The organism is Bacillus gobiensis (genome assembly GCF_001278705.1).
Lineage (GTDB): Bacteria > Bacillota > Bacilli > Bacillales > Bacillaceae > Bacillus > Bacillus gobiensis.
Window position 1 is genome coordinate 2,218,031 of the sequence record NZ_CP012600.1, and the last position, 18,363, is coordinate 2,236,393.

Here is an 18,363-nt window from a genome sequence, read left to right on the forward strand (position 1 = left end):
GCTTCACCTCTCTATTTGCTGTTTTTCTGTGTCTATTAATTGATCTGTAAAATTGCGCGCTGCCTGAAACACGTCTTCCCGTTCAGGTTCGTTAAATATTTCATGATACAAACCCTCCCACTCCCGGTATGATTTGTTGTGGGATTTTAACTGGTTAAACCAATTGATAACCATTGATTTATCAACCACTTTATCGTCTCCTGCCTGCATAAGAAGCAAAGGAATATTCAAATAAGCTTCCGTGGGTTTGGCTGTTTCTTCGATTGCTTTCAAAAGCTCGCGATACCATCTGACCGAAACCTTTGTAATATAAAGGGAATCATTTTCGTCTGCCTGGATAACCTCTTGATTTCTTGTGGCCATTTCGATCGTAAGCCCAGAATCAACACGAAAGGTAGGGAGAACTTTATTCAACCCTTTTGAAGCAATATCGAGAAACTTGTTTACTTTAACTTGCACGCCAAGACAAGGCGAGGATAAAATGATACCCTTAACAGGAGAGCTGTGATTCTCCTTATACCATGTGATCGCGATGAGTCCGCCCATGCTGTGTCCAAGAAGAAACAACGGCAATTCCATTTTTTTCGCTTCTTCCACCCACAGGGTAACCTCATCGATGTATTCCCTGAAAGAATTGATATGACCTCTCGCCCGTGTCGATGTTCCTTGTCCAGGCAAATCGCCCATGATGACATTGTAGCCCGAGGTTCTCCACATTTCAATTAACCATTTATATCTGCCGTGATACTCACAAGCACCATGAATAATCACAATTGTTGCAACAGGCTGTTCAGCAAACCATTTCCACATGATCTCACCTCAAATTTATTTAGAAAGGAAGTTGTCTAGATGATATATTCATTTAAGCAGATCACACCCGACATTCACGAAACTGTTTTCACCGCTGATCATACCATTATAACAGGTGATGTAAAAATCGAAGAATATTCAAGCATCTGGTTTTCAACCGTTATCAGAGGAGACGTTGCTCCAACGAGAATAGGCAAGCGGGTTAACATTCAGGATCTATGCTGTCTTCATCAAAGCCCAAATCGCCCGCTGATCATTGAAGATGACGTAACAGTAGGACATCAAGTGACATTACACAGTTCGATTTTGCGGAAAAAATCACTCATCGGAATGGGCTCTCTTATTTTAGACGGTGCCGAAATCGGAGAAGAAGCCTTCATAGGAGCCGGCAGCCTCGTCCCACCAGGAAAAAGGATCCCCGCAAGGCATCTTGCATTTGGCAGACCTGCAAAAGTCATACGCCCTTTAAATGAAAAAGATATAAAAGACATGGAGAGAATTCGCAGAGAATATGTTGCAAAAGGACAGGAATATAAATCGGCGGCGAGATTCCCATCTTCGCCATAATTACCTTACCATTTTTCTCACGTTAAGCAAAAGCTTTACCACCTCTTTGTATAGAAGAACATCGTCAGCTTTTACATTCCTCTTACGAAAATTCACATAAAGTTATTATTTCCATCACAATTTCCTAATACCATAGAAGTAAAGATATATTTCATCAAATGGAGGGGTCAGCGATGAAAATTGCGATATTTACGGATACATTTGTTCCTGACGTCAATGGCGTTGCCAAAACGTTGAAAAGGTATACGGAATATTTGGAGAAAAACGGCCACAGCTATATCGTATTTGCACCCGAAAGTACAGTTGAAACGAAATTCTCAAACCATATCCACAGGTTCTCCAGCCTGCCCTTCTTTCTCTATCCGGAATGCCGTTTAGCACTGCCTAAGTTTCATCAAATTAAAGCCGAGATTCATCAGTTCAAACCTGATCTGATTCATATTGCGACTCCATTTAATATGGGGCTTTGCGGGCTTCATTACGCAAAAAAATGGAATATCCCGCTTGTCGGATCCTATCACACAAATTTTGACCAGTATTTATCCTACTATGATTTACAATTGCTCTCACGTTTTTTCTGGAAATATATGCATTGGTTCCACAAGTCCTTCCAGAAAATCTTCGCTCCTTCTGAAGAGACGTTGAACGAATTAAAAAGTAAAAAATTCCAAAATCTCTCTCTTTGGAAACGAGGAGTGGATTGTTTGAATTTCAGTCCCTCGCATTCTACCCCTGATGTGAAAAAAAACTATTCAATAAATGACGATACCTACCTATTATCTTATGTTGGACGGCTGGCGCCCGAAAAGGACTTGAAATCCCTATTAAAAGCTGCAGAACACCCGCTGCTAGCTGAAAAAAACATTCATTGGCTGATTGTTGGTGACGGTCCGATGAAGCACCACCTCGAAAGCCAAGCACCCCCAAATATGACGATTGCCGGCTATAAAAAAGGTAAAGAGCTATCTGAGATTTATGCGAGCTCGGACCTGTTTGTTTTTCCGTCCCCTACTGAAACATTCGGAAATGCAGCACTTGAAGCTTTAGCATCTGGCACGCCTGTCATCGGCGCAAATTCAGGCGGTGTAAAAAATGTGATCTCTCATGGGCATACCGGGTTTTTAGCTCAGCCTAACAATCCGGAAGAACTCGCCGAACACATTGCGTTTTTGCTTGAGAATACAAAATTACGGAAAATATTTGAGAAAAACGCCAGAGAATATGCCCAATCCCAAAGCTGGGACACGATTTTTAATGATTTATTGCTGGAATGTGAAGAAATTGCCTTTCCTAAAGAGACGAAAAGATACGCATAAGAAAAACTCACCATGTCTGGTGAGTTTTTCTTTAACCAAAAATGACTTCTTTAGGCTGATGATTCATTGCTTCAGGAAGCATTTCTTTTTCTACAAATATTTTGTGCCAAATCATGAAGATAAGCACGGTCCATATTTTTCTGCTGTAATCCGCTTTATTGGCGCAATGATCTTCTAAAAGCCTTAGCACATAGCTTTTATCGATATAGGCATCCGTTTCACTCTCTTTAATGATTGTGATCGCCCAATCATGCATTTCATTTTTCAGCCAATGGCGGATAGGGACAGGGAAACCTAATTTTTTTCGATTTAACACGTGGTCTGGAACAATTCCCTCGGCAGCTTTTCTAAGAATATACTTGGTTGTGCCGTCCTTTGTTTTTAAATGATCCGGTATTTTAGATGCTATCTCAAACACATTTTTGTCCAAGAACGGAACCCGCAGCTCTAAGGAGTGGGCCATCGTCATTTTATCAGCTTTTAATAAAATGTCTCCCCTCAGCCAGGTATGAATATCAACGTACTGCATTTTATTCACGTCACTGTAATCCTTGCTTTCCGCAAAGAAAGGATGGGTGACATCACGATAGCTCACGCTTGGATCGTACTGCTTAATAACCTGTTGCTTCGCTTCTTCTTCGAATATTTTCGCATTTCCGATATAACGGTTTTCAAGCGGAGTACAGCCTCTAACTATAAAGCTTTTCCCTTTCATTCCTTCCGGCATAACGGATGCCAGCCTAAGCAGCATTTTTTTCAAGATAGATGGAATACGCTCAAAAGGTTTTAAGGAAAGGGGCTCGCGATAAATGTTATAACCGCCGAATAGCTCGTCAGCGCCTTCTCCGGACAGAACAACCGTTACTTGCTTTTTCGCCTCTTTCGCAACAAAATACAATGGAATAGCAGCAGGATCAGCAAGCGGATCATCCAAATTCCAGATGATTTTCGGCAGCTCATTCATATATTCTTCTGCAGAAATAATCGCGTGGTAGTTCTCTACCCCAAGTTTTTCAGCTGTTTCCTTGGCAACATCCACTTCACTGAAGCCTTCCTGTTCAAATCCGACAGAAAATGTTTTCAGTTCAGGGTGGAATTCCTTCGCAACAGATACGATAAATGAAGAATCAATACCGCCTGACAGGAATGACCCCACCGGCACATCGCTTCTCATATGGACATTTACAGAATCGTAAATGATATCTCTTACTTCTTTGATCAGCTTGCCTTCTTCCGTTGCAGATGGCTGGAAGCTTACCTTCCAATACGTATTAAATTGGAGCTCGCCTCCCGGGCGCAAAGTAAACTGCTGGCCGGGACCTACTTTTTTTACTTTTTCGTCCAATGTATCGGGCTCTGGCACAAATTGAAAAGACATGTATTGCTGTAGAGCTTTTTTATCTAATGAAAAATCGTTGGACACAGAGGATAAGCTTTTTCTTTCGGAAGCAAAATAGACCTGTCCATCGGTTTTCTTATAGTATAAAGGTTTGATTCCAAACGGATCTCTTGCACCATATAACAGTTTTTCTTGTTTATCCCATATTAAAAAAGAAAACATTCCCCTTAAACGGGAAGCAGCATCTTCTTTGTATCTGCAGTATGTAGCGAGAAGAACCTCCGTGTCAGAGTCTGTCTCAAATGTATACCCTTCTTGTGTTAATTCTTCTTTTAATTCAATATAGTTATATATTTCACCATTAAAAATGATCCAATAGTTTTCGTCTTCATATGATAAAGGCTGTTTGCCGTTTTCAACGTCGATAATGCTCAGTCTTCTAAAACCGAATCCTACATGAGCATCGTGATAATATCCTTCATCATCTGGTCCGCGATGAACAATCGACCGATTCATTTGGGCAATAATCTCTTTTTGATTATCTACCTGTGATAATGGCCGATGGTTTAGAACTCCTACAAACCCACACATGGCTTTTCCTCCATTAATTATTAGTTTAATAACCAGATATCTTATACTTTACAGGAATAGAATTTATTCGTCAAAAACATTCATCGTTCAAAATCAAATGAAAAGCCGCTAACCAGCGGCTTTTTTCGTTTCTTCTTAATACTATTTATCCCGTATTAACGGGCAGTAAGACCCCCACCTTAAGGTTTTGAATGTAAACGAGTAATCCTAGGTGAGGGATAACTGCCCGTAAAAACTAGGGTTCGTTCAACTAACAATCAGTGGGGGAAGAAAAGCCCCCCACTGATTGAAGTTTCACTTTATGAAAGTGCTTCAGCCTTCAAAATTTCGGCTTTATCTGTTCGTTCCCAAGGCAGATCAAGGTCATGGCGGCCAAAATGTCCGTAAGCTGCAGTTTGTTTATAGATTGGACGTCTCAAGTCGAGCATTTTAATGATTCCTGCCGGCCTTAAATCAAAGTGCTTTGAAACGACCTCTGTCAATTTTTCCTCAGAAGCTTTTCCAGTTCCGAATGTATTGATTGAAATGGATACCGGACGGGCAACACCAATGGCGTATGCAAGCTGTACTTCACAAGACTCCGCAAGTCCAGCAGCTACGATATTTTTTGCAACGTAGCGGGCTGCATAAGCTGCAGAACGATCCACTTTAGTCGCATCTTTACCGGAAAACGCTCCACCGCCGTGTCGCGCATAGCCGCCATAAGTGTCAACGATAATTTTCCTTCCGGTAAGACCCGCATCTCCCTGCGGTCCGCCTATCACAAATCTGCCGGTAGGGTTAATGAAATATTTTGTCTGTTCATCAATTAGCTCTTTCGGCACTACTGGCGTAATCACGTACTCCTTAATATTGCGCTGGATCTGCTCCAGTGATATTTCCGGATGGTGCTGAGTTGAGATGACAATGGTGTCAATCCGGATCGGCTTGTCGTTTTCATCATATTCAACTGTCACCTGTGTTTTTCCATCAGGTCGAAGATACGGAAGGATGTCTTCCTTTCTCACTTCCGTTAAACGTCTTGAAAGTTTATGTGCAAGTGAAATCGGCAGAGGCATGAGCTCTTTTGTTTCATTGCAGGCAAATCCAAACATCAGCCCTTGGTCTCCTGCTCCGATTGCTTCGATCTCAGCATCTGACATCGTTCCTTCACGGGCTTCCAATGCTTTGTCTACACCCTGCGCAATATCGGCAGACTGCTCATCTATTGAAGTAAGTACAGCACACGTCTCAGCATCGAAGCCATACTTCGCGCGAGTATAGCCAATCTCTTTTATCGTTTCACGGACCGTTTTTGGGATATCTACGTATGTTGTTGTTGTGATTTCACCGCTTACAAGAACGAGACCCGTTGTGACAGAAGTTTCACAAGCAACTCTTGCATTTGGATCCTTTTTCAAAATCTCATCTAAAATACTATCAGAAATTTGGTCACATATTTTATCCGGATGTCCCTCTGTAACCGATTCTGATGTGAAAAGACGACGTTGTTTGGTCATTATTCAATTTCCTCCTGAAAATACGATTAACACCTATACAAGGTATTAATCTGCTATATGATACGGAACTCGTTCCCTCTCGGTCTATTTTACGGTAAGCTCTGCCTGCCAAATGAACCTGGAGTTGTTTTTTACAGCTCAAAAAACCTTATCCTTACTAGAGGAAAGGTTCTACATTTGCAAGCCTTTCACTCTTATCGATCAAGGTATGAATAGAACCTTGCGACAGGTTAGCACCTTGGTTTTCATTGAATAAGAAAACCGGTTGCTGGGCTTCATTGGGCCTGTCCCTCCGCCAGCTCGGGATAAGAGAATCCGTTCAATGACTAATCATAGCGCAATCCTTCTTGTTGTGTCAATATGGCAAACCTCTTCTGTTGAAAAGGTTCAAAAGAACTACATAATTAGTATAGATTATTAAAATTAATGTGTTATACTATTTTTAAATTTGCTATAAAATAATGTGTAAAGGAAGGTAAATATGACTCCATTGGAAATGAAAAGTGAGCTGCAATCATTGTTAACCGGCGAAAACACGAAATTCAATTTATCCGTTCCCAAGCTTGTTGAAAAAATTCTTTTTCGAAATGAAGGGATCTTAACTTCCACTGGAGCGATTAGAGCGACGACTGGCGCATATACCGGCAGGTCGCCTAAAGACAAATTTATCGTTGAAGAAGCTTCCTCAACGGAAAACATTGATTGGGGAGCAGTAAATCAGCCGTTCTCAGAAACGGCATTTGATAAGCTTTACACAAAAGTGACCGATTATTTAAAACAGCGCGAGGAATTATTTGTGTTTGAAGGATTTGCAGGAGCTAATGAAAAATATCGCATACCGATTACAGTTATTAATGAATTAGCGTGGCATAATTTATTTGCGAGACAATTATTTATCCGGCCGGGTACATCTGACTACAAGACCGTCGAAACCTCATTTACAATTATCTCTGCACCTAATTTCAAGGCGGATCCGGCAATCGATGGGACTCATTCAGAGACGTTTATCATCATATCTTTTAAAAGGAGAGTCATCTTGATCGGGGGAACAGAATATGCAGGAGAAATGAAAAAATCCGTTTTCTCCGTCATGAATTATCTTTTGCCAGAACGCGGCATTTTACCGATGCATTGTTCGGCAAATGTAGGACCCGAAGGAAATGTTGCGCTTTTCTTCGGACTGTCAGGGACAGGAAAAACGACTCTTTCTGCTGATCCAAACCGAAAGCTGGTTGGTGATGACGAGCACGGATGGTCAAATACAGATGTCTTTAACATTGAAGGCGGCTGCTATGCGAAATGTGTTAATCTGTCCGAAGAGAATGAACCACAAATCTTTAATGCCATCCGCTTCGGCTCAGTGCTTGAAAATGTGATGATCGATGAAATCTCACATGCCGCGGACTACAATGATACATTTTACACAGAAAACACTCGTGCTGCCTATCCTATCGATGCAATTAACAATAGTTTAAAGCCAAGCATTGCCGGGCACCCGGAGGCAATTGTATTTTTAACCGCAGACGCGTTCGGCGTTCTTCCTCCGATTAGCAAATTAACAAAGGAACAGGCAATGTACCACTTTTTAAGCGGATATACGAGTAAGCTTGCGGGAACGGAAAGAGGGGTTACATCTCCGGAAACAACGTTCTCAACATGCTTCGGTTCGCCATTTCTTCCACTTCCTCCTCATGTCTATGCTAAAATGCTGGGCGATAAAATTGAACAGCATGACGTAAAAGTCTTTCTGGTTAACACTGGGTGGACTGGCGGTGGATACGGAGTCGGAAAGAGAATGAGCCTGAAATATACAAGGACTATGGTGAGGGCAGCTCTTGATGGAGAATTGAATCATACTGAAATGATTAAAGATGATGTATTCGGTCTTCATATCCCGATTCATGTTCCAGGTGTTCCCGATGATGTGCTCTTTCCGGAAAAAACCTGGTTTTCCCAAGAAGAATATCAGGAAAAAGCCCGATTTTTAGCCAATGAATTTAAGCTGAATTTTAAAAAGTTCTCCAATATACCTTCCGCTATTAAAGAAAAAGGCGGGCCAAACTAAGACAAAAGCTGGCGAATCATATCGCCAGCTTTAATTGGTTGAATGAAGTGAAACTAATTTATAAGTCAAACGTGTTTTTTTCTGTTCAAGCTCAAGCTTTTCAATATAGGCTGTTCCGATTTTTTCGCCTTCAATTGTTTTTCTGACTTCCAACGGAATGTCAAGCGGATAAAGGCGATAGCCTTCTTTCACAAGTACAAAGAGATTTTCATCATTTAGGCGCTTTTCATTTCCTTTCGTTACAATCACCGTATTCAACTCAACCGGCATGCCCATGTTCATTTCCTCCTCTTTCCCTCTATTGTAACTTAGATTAACGTATTACGCCGGCGTTTTCCTGAGCTTTCATCCATGCAGTGAGTTGCCGAACGATTTTCCGATTTTCTTGCGGGGGAAAATAATGTGTATAATCAGGCTTGTACCAAGCAGTGACCGGAATTCCATGTTCAGCGAGCGCACGTTCAAGACGATAGGAATGCTCAATCGATACATTTTTATCGAGAAGACCGTGAATGAGCAATACAGGAGCTCTCATGTGATGAAGCTTTTGAAAAGGGGAGCGAAAATCATACTCATCCGGCACTTTGCTTGGATTTCCCCCTATCACTCTTTTCATCATTCGCCTTAAGTCCTTTCGCTCTTTATAGGTACAAGCGATATCACTTACTCCTCCCCAAGAAACAAAGGAAGAAACCTCGTGTTTCATTTCGATGGCCGTCCATATTCCCATGATACCGCCCCGCGAGAAGCCAAAAATATGTATTCGATCCGTATGTACACTAGGATGCTGCTGAAGCATACGAAAAGCCGAAAAAGCGTCTTCCCGATCCTCTCCGGCAAAATCCTCATTCCCTTCCCCGCCTTGGTTCCCTCTGTAAAAAGGAGCAAGTACGACAAAACCCTGTGAAGCAAATTGAATAATTCGACCGGGACGAACCATACCCACACTTTTTATACCGCCGCGCAGATATAAAAAGCCATCGTGCTTTCCTTCTTTGCAAGGTTCAGCCAGTAATCCCTTCACCTTTAATCCTTGCGATAAATATGTAACGACAAACAAGCGGACATGTTGGTTTGAAGAAGGAAACCTAGTTTTGTTGATCCACATACCCTACACTCCTAAAAAATTAAAAAACCCGGTTTGTCCCGAGTCAAATGCTATTCAGTAATCCATCCATTTTGCACCAGCCGTTTCATACTGTGCGTAAGAACACCGTCTTTCATGACAAAGCTGTATCGTTGGTTTTTTTTAATGTTTTCTGGAAGCTCTTTAAGCAAAACCGGTCCTTTTGTTTCATAGTATGTCGATTGTTTTTCTATTTTATCGATACGGGCAAAGTATATATTTTTAATAATCATTTTTTCTTTACCCAAAACCTTGTATTGACCTATGTAAGACAGCTCTTCCACAATAGCTCCCGTTTCTTCTTTTACCTCGCGCACTGCTGCTTGCTCTGCCTTCTCCATCGGCTCAATTTTGCCTCCGGGAAATTCATACCCTCTGTCGCCGTGATCCGTTAAAAGCCAGCTCCCGCGGTAGCGGCATATGACCCATACATGGCCGGGAGCTTTAGAAAAAGGCTCCTCTTCAAAGGAAAGATGAACCGTATTTCGATAATAATCCTTAAATGTAAACATAAAAATTCCCTCTAATTCCTTTCCTTCTTCCTTTCTATATCATACCATATCACCGCCTCCGTGAAGAGCCAAAACCGATGTTCTTTATTCCTTCTTCGCTGACCTGAGCACCTCGTCATTGATAAACTCCCGCGTATTTTCATCACCTAAATCATAGAGAAGACGGTAAATTTGATTTGCCGTATGGTCGGTGTCATCATTTGGCTGATCATTATGGTATTCCAAGAAAGGAATATGAGATCGCAAGTAACCTTTGACGTCGGATGAATACAATTGGTCAAAAAGCGCTCTCAGCTGGCGAATCTCATCAGGTGTGGCCAAAATTTTGAAGTCCCAGGATGAAGCATCCGGTGATTGGGATATCATTTGGCCGACAAGGGACACATAATACGTGTTTTTCTCCAACGACTTCATTCCTATCGTTTGTTTTTCCTTTAGTATGTCGAATTAGCATGAAATCTTGCGTTATTTTTCGGAATTCAGCCATAAATAAAAGACCGGTTAAGACCGATCTTCTATCTAGACTAGTTCCCAAGATACGCTTTTAGCATCCAGTTATGTTTTTCAATTGTGCGGTGTATCGAAAGCAGCAAGTCACCAGTCGTTTCATCATCCACTTCTTCTGCCAGCCCGATTCCGCTTTTCAACTCTTCGCCGATAATGGAAAAGTCATCATAGATACTCTGAACCATTTGCTCAGAGTTTTCATTTCCATTCGCTTCTTTGACAGAGGCAAGCTCCAAGCTTTCCTTCATCGTAGCGACTGGAGCGCCGTCTAGAGCAAGCAGCCTTTCTGCCAAATCATCGATATATGTAGCTGCCTCGGTATAAAGCTCTTCAAATTTTTCATGCAGGGTGAAAAAGTCCTTCCCTTTTACATACCAATGATAGTTATGTAGCTTTACATACATAACGGTCCAGTTTGCAACTTGCTTATTGACTGCTTCATTTAATCTCTCAGACATGCTCTCTTCCTCCTTGTTTATTCTGGTTTACTTATACCCGTTTTATCATGCACAAAAACCACCGTTTTATATTCCGATTAAAAAAATCGAAAGGCATAAACAATAAGCAAGGTGTTTTTATGAAAAAAAGCCTTTTTCTCATGTAAAGAAAAAGGCTCCTTTCGTCATTATCCGAACACCTTTAAAAGGTCTTCTTTGCTTTGGCTCAGCCAAAATCTTATGAATCGTTTCGCTCCATCTAAATCATGAAGCTTCGCCTGCCCGCATTGTTTTTCGTTGGCGGCAGGTATTTCCTCGATCTCGACGGCTTCCTTCATCGTTGCATCCAAAAGGTCAATAATTTCTTCAACGGAAGGTTCCCCGCTCACAACTAGATAGTATCCCGTCTGGCATCCCATCGGCGAAATATCGATAATATCAAAATGGCTGTAGTTCTCCGCATGCGTGCGAATCGTAAATGCCAATAAGTGCTCAAGAGTATGAATTGTATCTGGCTTCATCGCCTGTTTGTTCGGCTGGCAAAAACGGATATCGAATTTGTTGACTACGCCGTCTGTTCCAACTTTATGCACTCCGCAATGCCTGACATATGGCGCTTTCACTGCTATATGATCAAGCTCAAAGCTTTCAACTGAAGGCATATTGCTTCACTCCTATCTGTCATTCTTATTATCAAGTTTAACATATTAATGTTTGAATTCATTGGTGATGCATTTATTTTTCGTTTTTCGTATAATGAGGCTTAAAAGGACGTGTTCGTATTGGGAAAACTATTCGTGATGCTCATACAGCTGTATCAAAAAACAATTTCACCGCTTACTCCCCCAAGCTGCCGATTTTACCCGACATGCTCCAATTACGGTATTGAAGCGATTCGTACACACGGCGTGATCAAAGGAGGATGGCTGACGATTAAACGAATTCTAAAGTGCCATCCCTTTCATCCAGGCGGGGTCGATCCTGTGCCGGAAAAAAAGAAGTAATTATTTTTTGTTCCCGTCTACGACCAGATCAAGCTTTCCTGTGGACGGATCAATAACGAGCCCGTGAACAGGTACATCCCGCGGCATCAGCGGATGGTTCTTAATCATATCTACGCTGTCCCGTACACTGTCTTCGCAGGTATGAAAGCTTTTCAGCCATGTATCGAGATCGACTCCCGCATACTTAAGCATTTGAATACGTTCTTCTGGAATCCCTCTTTCAACGGCTTTTTCCAAAAAAGCGCCGCTGTCGATCTTGCTCATTCCGCAATCATGGTGCCCGACTACACATATTTCGTCAGCCTTAAGTTCGTATATTGCAACAAGCAAACTCCTCATTATGCTTCCAAACGGATGGGAAACGAGAGCCCCTGCACTTTTAACCAGCTTAATATCTCCGTTCTTCACATTCATCGCATGAGGAAGAAGCTCAACCAGCCTTGTGTCCATACAGGTTAAAACAGCCATTTTTTTATTAGGAAATTTTGTGGTTTCGAATTTTTCATATTCCTTTTTTTCAACAAATTGTTCGTTAAATTCCAAAATATCTTCTAATAAGCTCATTTTGATTTCTCTCCCTTTATACACAGATCATCAACTTTTATTTTATATCATAGCACATAACTTGTTTTTTAGTCATTTTACAATTAGAATTATCCCGCTCTATTATTCATAAATTTTAAAAAACCTCTTTTCAAATCGTAACCATTACGATAGAATATCTACAGACAATGACAAATCGGAATCATACTGATTTTGAGAGGAGATAAATAATGAAGAAACGATTCGGGTTCGCAGCTGCCCTTATACTTGCTGCTGCACTTGCCGGCTGCAGTAATGATTCAGGAAACAGCTCAAAAACCAATGACGATAAGCTGAAAGTATATACAACCATTTATCCGCTGGAGGATTTCACGAAGAAAATTGGCGGTGATTATGTCGATGTAACAAGCATTTATCCTCCGAATGCAGATGCTCACACGTATGAACCGAGCTCCAAAACGCTCGTTGAAATGGCAGAAGGAGATGCATTTATCTATTCAGGTGTAGGGGAAGAAGGATTTGCCGATAAAGCTGCTGAATCTTTAAAAAGCAATGATGTCAACATCGTAAAAGCTGGTGAAGGCATTGAACTTTTATCAGAAGACGAAGAACATGCTCATGAGGGTGAAGAAGCACATGATCATGGAGATGAAGCAGAGCATAATCATGAAAGTGAAGCAGGACACGAAGAAGAAGGACATCACCATGATAAAGATCCCCACGTATGGCTTGATCCTGTCTTATCAATCCAAATAGCGGAAAACATTAAGAATTCATTGACAAAAATGGATCCAGATCATGAAAAAACGTATACAGAAAACTTCAATTCGTTGAAAAAAGAGCTTGAACAGCTCGATACCGAATTTAAAGAAACTGTGAAAAAAGCTGATAAAAAAGAAATTTTAGTTTCTCATGCTGCTTACGGATATTGGCATGAGCGATATGGCATAGAGCAAATCAGTGTATTAGGCCTTTCACCAACCCAGGAGCCTTCACAGAAGGAGCTTCAAACACTTGTTGAAACAGCAAAGGAACACGATATTAAATATGTCATTTTCGAAAGCAATGTCACAAGCAAAATTTCGACTATCGTCAAAAATGAAATTGGGGCTGACAGTCTTACGCTTCATAATCTAGAATCCATATCAGAAGAAGATGAGAAAAACGGCGAAGATTATTTCAGCCTGATGCAAAAAAACCTTGATACGCTGAAAAAAGCACTTTCGAACTAAGTAGAAATGAGTCAGTCTATGGACTGGCTCATTTTTTTATAGGCAACCATGTTGAGCATTGAAAAAGCCTTCAGAATTCTTATGAAGGTTTTTCTCTGGCTCTTTTCCCTCTTTTTGTCCTTCAGAACCCCGATGATGGACTTTTCTCTGGGTCTTTCCCTCCTTTTTGTCCTTCAGAACCCCGTTGATGGACTTTTTCTCTGGATCTTTTCCCTCTTTTTGTCCTTCAGAACCCTGATGATGGACTTTTCTCTGGATCTTACCCTTCTTTTTGTCCTTCAGAACCCCGTTGATGGACTTTTCTCTGGCTCTTTTCCTTCTTTTAATCTTAGAGAACACATATGGGGCTTTGAATCATGCCCTTCTCCCAATAATTAAACGAACTTTCTCAAACGAACAAATATCACAGTTCCAGATTTCATAATTTCCTTGTAACAAAAACAAAACCAAGCCTTCATAAGGGCTTGGTTTTTTACATGTTATAACGTTTCTTAAATTGCTCGACCCTTCCGCCTTTTTCATTGAATTTTTGGCGGCCGGTATAAAATGGGTGAGTATCTGAGCTAACCTCTACTTTTATCACAGGATATAATTTCCCATCTTCCCATTCCATCGTTTCACTTGAAGTTTTCGTTGAATGGGTCAAAAATTTATATCCGCTGTTTACATCATAGAATATGACTTCATGATTTTGCGGATGGATGTTTTGTTTCAAAATAAAGCACCCTTTCTAAATCGTAATCATTACGTTATATATTTTATTACTTTTAGCTTTTTTTGTCAAATGAATGGAATATTCCGCTATTTGCTGCAAACACTAACAATATTAAAAGGTGGGGTGGGAACGATGTGGATGATTTAATTTTGGCAAGAAGCTTATTCGGAACAACTATGGGCTTTCATATAATATTTGCTTCTCTTGGAGTCGGGCTCCCTTTAATGATTTTAACAGCCGAGCTTCTATATCAAAAAACAAAGGATCAGCATTATGCGATTATGGCAAAACGATGGACGAAAGGCCAGGCCGTTTTGCTGGGAGTAGCGATTCCGACCGGGACGATTGCCGGTACACAGCTTGCTTTGCTTTGGCCTGGATTTATGGAGGTCATAGGTAAGGTTATGTCTCTTCCTTTTCAAATTGAAATTTATGCATTTTTTGTTGAAGCCTTGTTTATGTCGATCTATGTGTATGCGGCTGACAGGCTGACGCCGTTTATGAGAATCATCGCCGTTACGTTTGTTTTGATTGGGGCCGCCGCATCAGCCGTACTAATTACGAATGTCCATGCCTTCCAAGGGACACCTACGGGATTCCGGCTGGATAACGGGGAAGTCGTGGACGTGAATCCATGGGCTGCTTTTTTTAATCCCAGCTTTTTTACCACCGCGGGACACGTTGTTGTTTCAGCTTTTATGACTGGCGCTTTCGTAATTGCTTCAATATCTGCCTTTAAAATGCTGAAGAGCAAATATAATGAGAGCGTGTATCGATTTCATAGAAAGGCTTTGCTTATGAGCTTAATCGTAGGTGGCATTTTTTCGATTTTAACTGCCTTAAACGGCCATGAATCTGCCCAGCTCCTTCACGAATATCAGCCGGAGAAGCTAGCAGGAGCAGAAGGATTATTTGAGACCACGTCACATGCACCGCTTGCGATTGGCGGATTTACAGATGAAGAAACAGAAGAAGTCAAATGGGCGATCGAAATTCCTTGGGCATTGAGTTTTTTGGCAGCCGACAGCTTTGACACAGTAGTAAAAGGCTTAAACGATTTTCCGAGAGATGAATGGCCTCCTTTGTTCATCCATACGCTTTTTAACAGTATGGTCGGAATCGGAATGCTGCTTATTCTTTATTCCATTATCGGCTTTACATGGAGAAAAATATTAAAAAAAGACCGGTTTCCAACATGGCTGTTACTCGTCTTCGTGACCGCCGGACCGCTTAGCATGCTTGGAATCGAATTTGGCTGGATTTTCGCCTGTACAGGAAGGCAGCCTTGGGTAATCTATCACATCCAAAAAACAGCGGATGTTGTCACGACGTCAGGTTCCATAGCCGCTTTATTTACGTTGTTCCTCATCGTCTATCTGATATTGGGAGCGGCAGTTATTTTTGTGCTTACCTATTACTTTAAGCGGCACCCTGTTGAAAAGGAATTGCCATCAGAACAATCATAATCGATTAGAAAGAAGGTGCTTGATGTCGTGATGAATGGAGTCACAGATGTAATCCTGGCAATCACGGTTTTATGGGGGTTTGTTTTTATTTACGCTGTTATGGCGAGTATGGATTTTGGTGCAGGGTTCTGGTCAATGGTCTATATCAATAACGAAAAAACGAAAGCGACAAATATTGCAAACCGGTACTTATCGCCAACGTGGGAGGTTACAAACGTTTTTATCGTAGCCATTGTCGTTGCGTTGTTTAGTTTTTTTCCTGGAGCTACCTTTGTTTTAGGAACTGTGCTGCTTATTCCCGGAAGCATTATTTTGCTCCTTTTGGCACTAAGAAGCGGATTTTTGGTTTTTTCCCATGTAGCGAAGGATTACGAGAAGGCCCTTACTTATATATCAGGCATCACCGGATTTCTCATCCCCTCTTTCTTAATACTTGTCTTGCCCGTCACTCACGGCACATTTATTGAAAGAGAAAATGGTATCTACAGCCTGAATGCTGCCGAATTATTTTCAAGCCCGAATGTGTATTCGTTTATCGGATTTGCAGTATTCAGCACCCTTTTTCTTTCGTCTTTATTACTTGCCGATTTTTCAAATGTCGCTGAAGAACGGCATGCCTATCTGATTTATCGGAAAAATGCACTTGTTTCCGGTCCGCTTTCACTGGTCATGGCTATTTTCATTATGCTCACACTTCGAACAGAAGCGCCTTGGCTTTATGATCGCATGATGACCGACCTCCCATTGCTATTTACGTCCTTGCTTATGTTTCTCATTGCAGGTGTGGCTCTTTTTTTGCCAAATAAGCGGCTCGGAAAACGATTGGGTAAGCCGCGGCTTGCTGTCGTTGCGATTACGATCCAATATTTTTTGGCAAGCTATGTATATGGCAGGGCCCATTTGCCATACATGATCTATCCCGACGTTACGATTCAGTCCGGTTTTACAGACCCGGCAACCTTCCGTGCGCTTTTTGTGTCGTATATCGTTGGATTTGTCATTTTATTTCCTGGTTTTTATTTTTTCTGGAAAATGATTATGAATGACAAACGCTACATTAAACAGCCGGAATGAGGAAAAGCTAAAAAAGAACAGGAGGTGTTTTGCATTTGGAAAGAATACTATGTGAAGTAAACAACTGCTCCTACTGGGGTGACGGCAATAAATGTACCGCCGACGCCATTTATGTTGTCAGCCACACTGGTGATAAAGCGGAAACCAGCGAAGAAACAGATTGCAAAACCTTTAAGCCAGAGAAACATTAAAAGGAGGCCAAACGGTGAACAAAGAAATGCTGGAAATGCTGCTGGCTTCTTTCGAGCAGGAAGTCAAAGACACTAGTGAACCTTCTTTTCACAAGGCCGTAAATTCCTTTGCCAACCTGTGGGATTACGAATTTGGATGCTTAAACGAACTGCCAAAAGAAATCGATCAATGGATCGGGCAGACGATGTATGAGTATGAGCTTTATCAGGATTGATAAGAAAAAAAGAGGGCGGATTAATGTGCCGCCCTTTTTACATTCAAATTCTTCTTAATAATCATTTCGGCAAGCAGCAGATTAAGTATCCAACACATCCACGATGCCATTGTGTAAGAATAGGCATATGGAAAGTTCAAAGCATTATGGAAAATTGCTACGATGATGTAGATCGTCATATTAGCAAATGAAAGGAAGAAGCTGCGAAGCATCCATTGACTGTGGGGAATCATCCGTTTTTTTCTAATCGCTCTGTACCCGATAAGCGTTGTGCACAGCCACAACGTATTTAAAATAAAAAATCCAGCGGTGCTAAGGAGCCCTCCGGTAGCAAATAATGAAACGTACAATCCAGGAATATAATTTAGAATGATAGAGAGTACATAAATTCGTCCAAACCAGCGATGTACCGGCAAACGTTTGACTCTTATTCTTTTTATCAGTGCAACAGGTCCCGTAAGAAGCGCGATAAGTGCCAACACGATATGAATCCGAATCATGAGGATCCAAAGACCTTCGTTTTGTATTGGAAAATCTTTTCGGGATAAAAAACGTTCAAAATTAGGATCAATCATAAAATTTTTTGAGAAAGTATGCAAAACCCACATAACTGAAATAATAAAAAGAAATATGTTTAACCCTTTACTCAATGATTTCATTTCATATCTCCCATTTTAATTTTAAGCGAGCAGCCTTGGATTGGTCATAATAACAATTGAAGCTAGTATGAAAAAAAAGGCCATCCAGCTATAAAGATTTAGCGTTCTTGCCTGATCGCTCATCAACTGTTTGGGATGATCAGATTTGAGAATCTGTTTAAATTTTTTATCTATCATCCCAATCATGGCGCCAATTCCCAATAGCAATCCAATAGCTATGGTGATCCATAGGACAGATGGAAATGCCGATCGTAATACAATCATCAAAAACCCAGTGATCAAAAGGCCGATTAAGGCATAATGGGCAGAACGAGTGAATTTCAATACAGATTGAAGAAATCCCTTGAATTCATCACCAGAACGCAGGTAGCATTGCTTCATTAACCATGGCAAAACCAGATAGCTTCCAAGGAAAAGTGCGCTTGTCACATGAAGAAAAAGCAAAAGCTGAAACACGGTTCATACCTCCTATATATTTGCAAAATGTTGATCATT

At 41.1% G+C, this 18,363-nt stretch carries 23 protein-coding genes and 1 riboswitch; of the genes, 9 read left to right on the forward strand and 14 right to left on the reverse strand.

What is annotated here, in order from left to right:
- Positions 1-3: 3 nt before the first annotated feature.
- On the reverse strand, positions 4-810 hold the full coding sequence (locus AM592_RS11065; protein ID WP_053603864.1) for an alpha/beta hydrolase: 807 nt from the start codon (positions 808-810) through the stop codon (positions 4-6).
- A 39-nt stretch (positions 811-849) separates the two neighbouring features.
- Here AM592_RS11065 and AM592_RS11070 point away from each other — a divergent pair, with 39 nt between their 5' ends.
- Together AM592_RS11070 and AM592_RS11075 are read left to right on the forward strand one after the other, a co-directional pair.
- A complete protein-coding gene (locus AM592_RS11070; protein WP_053603865.1) occupies positions 850-1,377 on the forward strand; it encodes a gamma carbonic anhydrase in 528 nt (175 codons plus the stop codon).
- Between the two features lie 173 nt (positions 1,378-1,550).
- Positions 1,551-2,693 carry a glycosyltransferase family 4 protein gene (locus AM592_RS11075; protein ID WP_053603866.1) on the forward strand — a complete coding sequence of 381 codons (1,143 nt, stop codon included), beginning with the start codon at positions 1,551-1,553 and terminating at the stop codon, positions 2,691-2,693.
- 31 nt (positions 2,694-2,724) lie between these two features.
- On the opposite strand, the gene asnB is transcribed toward AM592_RS11075, so the two are convergent.
- Positions 2,725-4,623 carry an asparagine synthase (glutamine-hydrolyzing) gene (gene asnB / locus AM592_RS11080; RefSeq protein WP_053603867.1) on the reverse strand — a complete coding sequence of 633 codons (1,899 nt, stop codon included), beginning with the start codon at positions 4,621-4,623 and terminating at the stop codon, positions 2,725-2,727.
- 299 nt (positions 4,624-4,922) lie between these two features.
- Positions 4,923-6,122 (reverse strand): methionine adenosyltransferase, encoded by a 1,200-nt coding sequence (metK, locus tag AM592_RS11085; protein WP_053603868.1) that lies wholly within the window; start codon positions 6,120-6,122, stop codon positions 4,923-4,925.
- 191 nt (positions 6,123-6,313) lie between these two features.
- Positions 6,314-6,434, reverse strand: a riboswitch (SAM riboswitch).
- Positions 6,435-6,603: 169 nt separating this feature from the next.
- On the opposite strand from metK, the gene pckA reads away from it, so the two are divergent.
- On the forward strand, positions 6,604-8,187 hold the full coding sequence (pckA, locus tag AM592_RS11090; protein WP_053603869.1) for a phosphoenolpyruvate carboxykinase (ATP): 1,584 nt from the start codon (positions 6,604-6,606) through the stop codon (positions 8,185-8,187).
- A 30-nt stretch (positions 8,188-8,217) separates the two neighbouring features.
- On the opposite strand, the gene AM592_RS11095 is transcribed toward pckA, so the two are convergent.
- The 6 genes from AM592_RS11095 to AM592_RS11120 all read right to left on the reverse strand — a co-directional run bounded on the left by AM592_RS11095 (position 8,218) and on the right by AM592_RS11120 (position 11,431).
- A complete protein-coding gene (locus tag AM592_RS11095; RefSeq protein ID WP_053603870.1) occupies positions 8,218-8,463 on the reverse strand; it encodes a DUF2584 domain-containing protein in 246 nt (81 codons plus the stop codon).
- Between the two features lie 37 nt (positions 8,464-8,500).
- A complete protein-coding gene (locus AM592_RS11100; protein ID WP_053603871.1) occupies positions 8,501-9,295 on the reverse strand; it encodes an alpha/beta hydrolase family protein in 795 nt (264 codons plus the stop codon).
- Between the two features lie 50 nt (positions 9,296-9,345).
- On the reverse strand, positions 9,346-9,825 hold the full coding sequence (gene ytkD / locus AM592_RS11105; RefSeq protein ID WP_053603872.1) for an RNA deprotection pyrophosphohydrolase: 480 nt from the start codon (positions 9,823-9,825) through the stop codon (positions 9,346-9,348).
- A gap of 84 nt (positions 9,826-9,909) precedes the next feature.
- The gene (locus AM592_RS11110; RefSeq protein ID WP_098945231.1) at positions 9,910-10,230 is read right to left on the reverse strand and encodes a hydrolase; all 321 of its coding nucleotides are present in this window, start codon (positions 10,228-10,230) and stop codon (positions 9,910-9,912) included.
- A 119-nt stretch (positions 10,231-10,349) separates the two neighbouring features.
- On the reverse strand, positions 10,350-10,790 hold the full coding sequence (locus tag AM592_RS11115) for a Dps family protein (RefSeq protein ID WP_053603874.1): 441 nt from the start codon (positions 10,788-10,790) through the stop codon (positions 10,350-10,352).
- A gap of 167 nt (positions 10,791-10,957) precedes the next feature.
- Complete coding sequence (locus tag AM592_RS11120; protein WP_053603875.1) at positions 10,958-11,431, reverse strand: S-ribosylhomocysteine lyase; 474 nt, start codon at positions 11,429-11,431, stop codon at positions 10,958-10,960.
- Between the two features lie 138 nt (positions 11,432-11,569).
- Between AM592_RS11120 and yidD the strand changes: the two genes are divergently transcribed.
- Complete coding sequence (gene yidD, locus AM592_RS11125) at positions 11,570-11,773, forward strand: membrane protein insertion efficiency factor YidD (RefSeq protein ID WP_053606078.1); 204 nt, start codon at positions 11,570-11,572, stop codon at positions 11,771-11,773.
- Here the strand turns inward: yidD and AM592_RS11130 are convergent, their stop codons facing one another.
- A complete protein-coding gene (locus tag AM592_RS11130; protein ID WP_053603876.1) occupies positions 11,774-12,337 on the reverse strand; it encodes a beta-class carbonic anhydrase in 564 nt (187 codons plus the stop codon).
- A 209-nt stretch (positions 12,338-12,546) separates the two neighbouring features.
- On the opposite strand from AM592_RS11130, the gene AM592_RS11135 reads away from it, so the two are divergent.
- Entirely contained in the window at positions 12,547-13,548 is a 1,002-nt protein-coding gene (locus tag AM592_RS11135) for a metal ABC transporter substrate-binding protein (protein WP_053603877.1), read from the forward strand.
- A 36-nt stretch (positions 13,549-13,584) separates the two neighbouring features.
- Here AM592_RS11135 and AM592_RS24365 read toward each other — a convergent pair whose 3' ends face one another.
- Both AM592_RS24365 and AM592_RS11145 read right to left on the reverse strand, forming a co-directional pair.
- Positions 13,585-13,887, reverse strand: coding sequence for a hypothetical protein (locus AM592_RS24365; RefSeq protein WP_192841144.1), 303 nt, complete (start codon positions 13,885-13,887; stop codon positions 13,585-13,587).
- 133 nt (positions 13,888-14,020) lie between these two features.
- Positions 14,021-14,263 (reverse strand): type B 50S ribosomal protein L31, encoded by a 243-nt coding sequence (locus tag AM592_RS11145; protein ID WP_053603878.1) that lies wholly within the window; start codon positions 14,261-14,263, stop codon positions 14,021-14,023.
- A 134-nt stretch (positions 14,264-14,397) separates the two neighbouring features.
- On the opposite strand from AM592_RS11145, the gene AM592_RS11150 reads away from it, so the two are divergent.
- The 4 genes from AM592_RS11150 to AM592_RS11160 are packed head-to-tail and all read left to right on the forward strand — an operon-like array spanning position 14,398 to position 17,209.
- Positions 14,398-15,729 carry a cytochrome ubiquinol oxidase subunit I gene (locus AM592_RS11150; protein WP_053603879.1) on the forward strand — a complete coding sequence of 444 codons (1,332 nt, stop codon included), beginning with the start codon at positions 14,398-14,400 and terminating at the stop codon, positions 15,727-15,729.
- Between the two features lie 30 nt (positions 15,730-15,759).
- Complete coding sequence (locus AM592_RS11155) at positions 15,760-16,803, forward strand: cytochrome d ubiquinol oxidase subunit II (RefSeq protein ID WP_053606080.1); 1,044 nt, start codon at positions 15,760-15,762, stop codon at positions 16,801-16,803.
- A 35-nt stretch (positions 16,804-16,838) separates the two neighbouring features.
- A complete protein-coding gene (locus AM592_RS23295; protein ID WP_082363958.1) occupies positions 16,839-16,994 on the forward strand; it encodes a DUF1540 domain-containing protein in 156 nt (51 codons plus the stop codon).
- Positions 16,995-17,008: 14 nt separating this feature from the next.
- Positions 17,009-17,209: a hypothetical protein gene (locus AM592_RS11160; RefSeq protein WP_053603880.1), complete on the forward strand. Its 201-nt coding sequence runs from the start codon at positions 17,009-17,011 to the stop codon at positions 17,207-17,209.
- 20 nt (positions 17,210-17,229) lie between these two features.
- Here AM592_RS11160 and AM592_RS11165 read toward each other — a convergent pair whose 3' ends face one another.
- Positions 17,230-17,868 (reverse strand): DUF2306 domain-containing protein, encoded by a 639-nt coding sequence (locus tag AM592_RS11165; protein ID WP_225970357.1) that lies wholly within the window; start codon positions 17,866-17,868, stop codon positions 17,230-17,232.
- Positions 17,869-17,889: 21 nt separating this feature from the next.
- Positions 17,890-18,324, reverse strand: coding sequence for a hypothetical protein (locus AM592_RS11170; protein WP_053603881.1), 435 nt, complete (start codon positions 18,322-18,324; stop codon positions 17,890-17,892).
- Positions 18,325-18,363: the final 39 nt, after the last annotated feature.

What these genes read in the sequence shown, in the direction of transcription:
- AM592_RS11065 (WP_053603864.1), bottom strand. Translation starts at nt 810, where the DNA reads ATGTGGAAATGGTTTGCTGAACAGCCTGTTGCAACAATTGTGATTATT.
- AM592_RS11070 (WP_053603865.1), top strand. Translation starts at nt 850, where the DNA reads ATGATATATTCATTTAAGCAGATCACACCCGACATTCACGAAACTGTT.
- AM592_RS11075 (WP_053603866.1), top strand. Translation starts at nt 1,551, where the DNA reads ATGAAAATTGCGATATTTACGGATACATTTGTTCCTGACGTCAATGGC.
- asnB (WP_053603867.1), bottom strand. Translation starts at nt 4,623, where the DNA reads ATGTGTGGGTTTGTAGGAGTTCTAAACCATCGGCCATTATCACAGGTA.
- metK (WP_053603868.1), bottom strand. Translation starts at nt 6,122, where the DNA reads ATGACCAAACAACGTCGTCTTTTCACATCAGAATCGGTTACAGAGGGA.
- pckA (WP_053603869.1), top strand. Translation starts at nt 6,604, where the DNA reads ATGACTCCATTGGAAATGAAAAGTGAGCTGCAATCATTGTTAACCGGC.
- AM592_RS11095 (WP_053603870.1), bottom strand. Translation starts at nt 8,463, where the DNA reads ATGGGCATGCCGGTTGAGTTGAATACGGTGATTGTAACGAAAGGAAAT.
- AM592_RS11100 (WP_053603871.1), bottom strand. Translation starts at nt 9,295, where the DNA reads ATGTGGATCAACAAAACTAGGTTTCCTTCTTCAAACCAACATGTCCGC.
- ytkD (WP_053603872.1), bottom strand. Translation starts at nt 9,825, where the DNA reads ATGTTTACATTTAAGGATTATTATCGAAATACGGTTCATCTTTCCTTT.
- AM592_RS11115 (WP_053603874.1), bottom strand. Translation starts at nt 10,790, where the DNA reads ATGTCTGAGAGATTAAATGAAGCAGTCAATAAGCAAGTTGCAAACTGG.
- AM592_RS11120 (WP_053603875.1), bottom strand. Translation starts at nt 11,431, where the DNA reads ATGCCTTCAGTTGAAAGCTTTGAGCTTGATCATATAGCAGTGAAAGCG.
- yidD (WP_053606078.1), top strand. Translation starts at nt 11,570, where the DNA reads ATGCTCATACAGCTGTATCAAAAAACAATTTCACCGCTTACTCCCCCA.
- AM592_RS11130 (WP_053603876.1), bottom strand. Translation starts at nt 12,337, where the DNA reads ATGAGCTTATTAGAAGATATTTTGGAATTTAACGAACAATTTGTTGAA.
- AM592_RS11135 (WP_053603877.1), top strand. Translation starts at nt 12,547, where the DNA reads ATGAAGAAACGATTCGGGTTCGCAGCTGCCCTTATACTTGCTGCTGCA.
- AM592_RS11155 (WP_053606080.1), top strand. Translation starts at nt 15,760, where the DNA reads ATGAATGGAGTCACAGATGTAATCCTGGCAATCACGGTTTTATGGGGG.
- AM592_RS11165 (WP_225970357.1), bottom strand. Translation starts at nt 17,868, where the DNA reads ATGAAATCATTGAGTAAAGGGTTAAACATATTTCTTTTTATTATTTCA.